Consider the following 4,690-nt stretch of genomic DNA (forward strand, 5'->3'; position numbering starts at 1 on the left):
GCCGGATCCCGAGGCGCCCCATACGGCCTGGTACACCTTCACGGCTCGCTTCGCATCGCGGGTTGGTGTGGCCCGCCCTTGCGGGCGCTCCACACGGCTACACCGAATCGGTGATCTGACGACAGCGCGTGTCCTTGAAATTTCTCGGCTCTTCGGGGTCTCAAACCCTGTCTCCTGTCTCCTGTCTCCTGTCTCCTGTCTCCTGTCTCCTATCTCCTATCTCCGCTCGCTAGCCGCGGCTGGTGATGCATGGCTTTTCCCTTCCCCAATTTTTGGGTGAAGGGGAAAAAACCGTTGCCAAATAGGCAACAAAATTCCGACAAGCTTACATTGATTCGGGGGGCTGGAATTGCGAATAATGTGCCTGCGGCAAATTCGCCCGGTTGCCAGTCGATACAGCGCGCTGATTTCGATTGCCACGGCAGACCACGTTCCCCTTTCGAGCAAACAAGCATGAAACCCTTCGCTTCAATCCTGGCAGCCGCGACCCTGGGCGTGATCTGCCACCACGCAGCCGCCGCGCCACAGGATCCTTCGTATCCGGCCAAACCCGTCAAGATCGTGGTCGGCTATGCGCCCGGCGGTTCGTCCGATGCCGTGGCCAGGCTGGTGGCTAACCGGCTGTCGGAGAGGCTGGGACAGAGCTTTGTCGTGGAGAACCGGCCCGGCGCTGCCAGCAATATCGCGGCGGCCGGCGTGGCGCGCGCGCCCAACGATGGCTACACGATCCTGCTGGGTTCCAACGCCAGCACCATCAATGTCTCGCTGTACAAGAAGCTGCCTTTCGACTTCCAGAAGGATTTCGCGCCGGTGGTGCTGCTCACGCGCTTCCCCAATATCATGGCGGTGAACCCCTCGGTGCCGGCGACCACGGTGGCGGAGTTCATCAGCTATGCCAAGGCGCACCCGAAGGGGGTGTTCTTCGCTTCGTCCGGCGCGGGATCTTCGACGCGCTTGTCGGCTGAGTTGTTCAAGACCATGGCGGGCATCCAGATGGAGCACGTGCAGTACAAGGGCAGCGCACCGGCGCTGACGGACCTGATGGCGGGCCAGGTGCAGGTGATGTTCGATACGGCGCCATCCGTCATCCCGCTGATCAAGAGCGGAAAGCTGCGCGCGCTGGCCGTCACCAGCGCGAGCCCGCAACCGTTCGCGCCGGAGATCCCTACCGTCGATGCGAGCGGGCTCAAGGGGTATGAGGTCACTTCGTGGTACGCCTTGTTCGTGCCCACCGGCACGCCGGCGGGCATCGTCGATACGCTGAACAAGGAGGTCAACGCGATCATGGGCGAGAAGGACACGCGGGATAAGCTCGCTGCCATGGTGGCCACGCCGGGCGGCGGTACGCCGGAAGCGCTGCGCCAGCACGTCGCGGCGGAAATCACCAAGTGGGGCGCGGTGGTCAAAGCCTCCGGCGCCACCGCGGACTAGGCCGGCGGATCATGCGTGTTTTTACCGGCTCGCTGGCTACCGAGACCAATACTTTCGCCCCCCTGCCCACCTCGCTGGATGCTTTCGTCGACCGGGGTTACTATCCCGCCGGCACGCATCCGCCGGAGATGACCGTATTCAGCGGGCCACTGTGGGCCGCCCGCCAGCGTGGCCGCGAGCGCGGCTGGGCAGTGATCGAGGGCATGGCCGCCGGCGCGCAGCCGGGCGGCATCACCACGCGCCATGCCTATGAAACGCTGCGCGACGAACTGCTTGGCGACCTGCGCCGGGCGCTCCCCGTCGATATGGTGGTGCTGGGGCTGCATGGCGCCATGGTGGCCGATGACTATGAGGATTGCGAGGGCGACCTGCTGGCCCGCGTGCGCGCGCTGGTTGGCCCCGGCGTGGTGGTCGGCGCCGAACTGGATCCGCATTGCCATCTGTCTGATGCCATGGTGGCGAACGCCGACATGCTGGTGGCCTACAAGGAATATCCGCACACCGATATCCGCGAGCGCGCGCTGGAGCTGGTGGATTTTTGCGCGGCGCAGGCCGAGGGACGCATCGCCCCCGTGGCGGCGGTGGTGGACTGCGAGATGGTCGTCACCATCCGGACCAACCAGGAGCCGGCCAGGAGCTATGTCGACCGGTTGATGGCGCTGGAGGGCCGCGACGGCATCCTGTCCATCTCCGTGGCGCATGGTTTCCCGTGGGGCGATGTGCCCGACATGGGCACCAGGCTGCTCGTGTACGCGGACGGCGACGCGGGTGCCGCACAACGGCTGGCGCGGCGCCTTGCCGACGAGCTGATTGGCATGCGAGCGCAGCTGACGCCAGCCTGCCCCGGACCGGACGAGGCCATCGACCAGGCGCTGGCTTACGGCGACGCGCCCGTGGTCATCGCGGACGCGGCCGACAACCCCGGCGGCGGTGCCGCGGGAGATGCCACATTCATGCTGCATCGCCTGCGCCAGCGCGGAGTCCGCAACGTGGCGGTGGGCCCCCTGTGGGATCCCGTCGCCGTGCGCATTGCCTTTAGCGCCGGCGTGGGCGCGCGCCTGCCGCTGCGCATCGGCGGCAAGGTCAGCCCGATGTCGGGYGAGCCCATCGACCTGGTGTGCACTGTAAAGGCGCTGGTCCCGGACATGGTCATGACAGGGCTGTCAGGGGCGCCGGCCGCGGTGGGAAACGCGGCGCTGGTGGAAGCGGAGGGCATCGAGATCGTGCTGATCACGCTGCGCGCCCAGGCGCTGGATACCGATGTGTTCACGCAGCTTGGCTGCCGGCTGGAGGACAAGACGCTGATCGTGGTCAAGTCCGCGCAGCACTTCCACACCGCGTTCTCGCGGATCGCCCGCCATGTCATCTATGCGGACGCGCCGGGCTCGGTATCGCTCAACCTGAGCGCACTGCCCTATCGCCGCGCGCGCCGTCCCAAGTGGCCAATCGACGGATAAATGAGCGCTCGAACAGCCGCGCGAATGGCCGCTTGGATGTACGCTTGACCGGACACGCAGACGCACGCCTGGATAAAAGAAAACGGCGGACGCACCCAGACCGCGCGCCCGCCGCTTTCACCGTATCAGGCCGCTATCAAGCCTTCTTTACCCAAGCGCTGCACCAGCCTTTGGTGGCAACCTGCTTGCCCGCGAAGAGCGGGCAGCCGCCGCTGGCATCGGTCGCCTTGCCCTGGAAGAGCTGGCAGTTGCCGCAGTGCTGGGTGGCGTCATGCTTGGGATATTTGGCTTTATCGACTTTGGTGGTATCCGCCTTGTAGCCAAGGCCGACCGCCTGCGGGTCTTTTTCATCGACCATCGGGCCGCCGCCCTGGGCCCGGGACGCCAGGGAAACACCCAGGGCGCCTGCGGCCGCAATAATGGGAATGCCTTTCAGGAAATGACGACGAGTTGACATCTTTCTATCCTTTTTGTGGGGGACAAACTGGGCGGGGGCACGCGCCGCGCGCAACAACGCAAGGCATCGGCCCCAGCCATCGGCGCACCCATGAAGGCGCGCGCCGGATACCGGCCCGGACGCAGCCACATCACAGCAAGGAAACAAGGTGTCGGACACGTTGGCTCGAGGCTCGCATGGCTCGCACCAGCAGCCGCCGTCCTGGCCGGCTCCTGGCCTGTATCCCGATTGAGTTTAGACGACGGCGATTACATGGACATTGCGCGTAGTCATGAACGCTGAGGATCGGTGGCGCATGCGCCCTGCGCGGATGCCCTGGGTCAAGCGGGCAAAAACGCCGGCAGAAACACCCTAGCTGCCGYCGCCTACCTCGACGATCGAGCCATTGGGCGCAACGAGGTAGAAGTTCGCGCCCACCCCGACCCAGTGACGGCCTTTGGTTGGCTGCGGCAAGTCGTACTGACGCCAGTCATCCACCACATATTGGCGATCGCGGTACTCGGCGGGAAGCTTGTCGCCCTTTTTCCATTGGCTCGGCACGCTGCGCGTGTTGTTGCCGGCCGGAGCCATGCCCGCATCCTTGGATGACGGCGACTGGTATTGATACCCACCGCCGGCGCCGGAGGCCGGCTGCGCAAAACAAGAGGCCGAGACCAGGAACCCGCCGGCAAGCAATACGCCCGGCAGCAGTCTGCTTCTCATGGTTTTCTTCATTGAGCACTCCTTTTTATTGGCCGCAATGGCCCTGACAGGTCATCTCCTACCGGGCGATGCCACAGGCAGCCCACGCGATCGGTGTGTCGCGAAACAGGGGCCCGCAACTTCAATGCCCGGATTAAGGATAGTGGCTATGGGGGCGGATGGGGACGGCAAGCGCCGGAACAGACGCCCGCCAGCCGTGCGCAGGCTTGCAGGGACAGGCTGGAGAAGGGCTGCGGGAAAGCGAAACGGGGAAATACCTGCCGGGAATGTAAAGATTTCTGCCAGGATGGAAATGCAAAGGAGCGCCGGCATCACAAAAAAAATGACGCCTGAGGCGTCATCATCGGCGCGTGGCGGAAGGCTGYGGGAAGCGGCGGGAAGACACGAACATGCCCTGCACCCCCGCTCCACGCGCAGCAAATACTACAACGGCCTTGCCTACGCGTGTGCGCCCCGTGGCACGCCGGCAAAACGGGCTTGCGCGGATGCCATGTCGTCTGGCGTGGCGTCCAGCTTGAACTCGTCCACCGCGGCCTGCAACTGGTGGGCCTGGTCCGCCAGGGCCGACGAGGCAGCAGCGGCCTGCTCCACCAGCGCGGCGTTCTGCTGCGTCACCGCGTCCATTTGCATCACGGCTTGATTG

4 protein-coding genes and 1 pseudogene are annotated in these 4,690 nt (G+C 65.1%); 2 read left to right on the top strand and 3 right to left on the bottom strand.

Annotation, left to right across the window (positions count from 1 at the left end; translation table 11 throughout):
- The first annotated feature begins 453 nt into the window (after positions 1 to 453).
- Together AC1DKD_RS39325 and AC1DKD_RS39330 are read left to right on the top strand one after the other, a co-directional pair.
- Positions 454 to 1,431, top strand: coding sequence for a tripartite tricarboxylate transporter substrate binding protein (locus tag AC1DKD_RS39325; RefSeq protein ID WP_276291153.1), 978 nt, complete (start codon positions 454 to 456; stop codon positions 1,429 to 1,431).
- Between the two features lie 11 nt (positions 1,432 to 1,442).
- Positions 1,443 to 2,888, top strand: coding sequence for a M81 family metallopeptidase (locus AC1DKD_RS39330; RefSeq protein ID WP_441636976.1), 1,446 nt, complete (start codon positions 1,443 to 1,445; stop codon positions 2,886 to 2,888).
- Positions 2,889 to 3,024: 136 nt separating this feature from the next.
- Here the strand turns inward: AC1DKD_RS39330 and AC1DKD_RS39335 are convergent, their stop codons facing one another.
- From AC1DKD_RS39335 to AC1DKD_RS39345, 3 genes and pseudogenes are all read right to left on the bottom strand, one after another.
- The gene (locus AC1DKD_RS39335) at positions 3,025 to 3,345 is read right to left on the bottom strand and encodes a high-potential iron-sulfur protein (RefSeq protein ID WP_035860975.1); all 321 of its coding nucleotides are present in this window, start codon (positions 3,343 to 3,345) and stop codon (positions 3,025 to 3,027) included.
- A gap of 351 nt (positions 3,346 to 3,696) precedes the next feature.
- On the bottom strand, positions 3,697 to 4,059 hold the full coding sequence (locus AC1DKD_RS39340) for an RcnB family protein (protein ID WP_477144574.1): 363 nt from the start codon (positions 4,057 to 4,059) through the stop codon (positions 3,697 to 3,699).
- 426 nt (positions 4,060 to 4,485) lie between these two features.
- Positions 4,486 to 4,690: pseudogene (locus tag AC1DKD_RS39345) on the bottom strand (methyl-accepting chemotaxis protein); the annotation flags it as partial.

The organism is Cupriavidus sp. 05T313 (assembly GCF_056396665.1).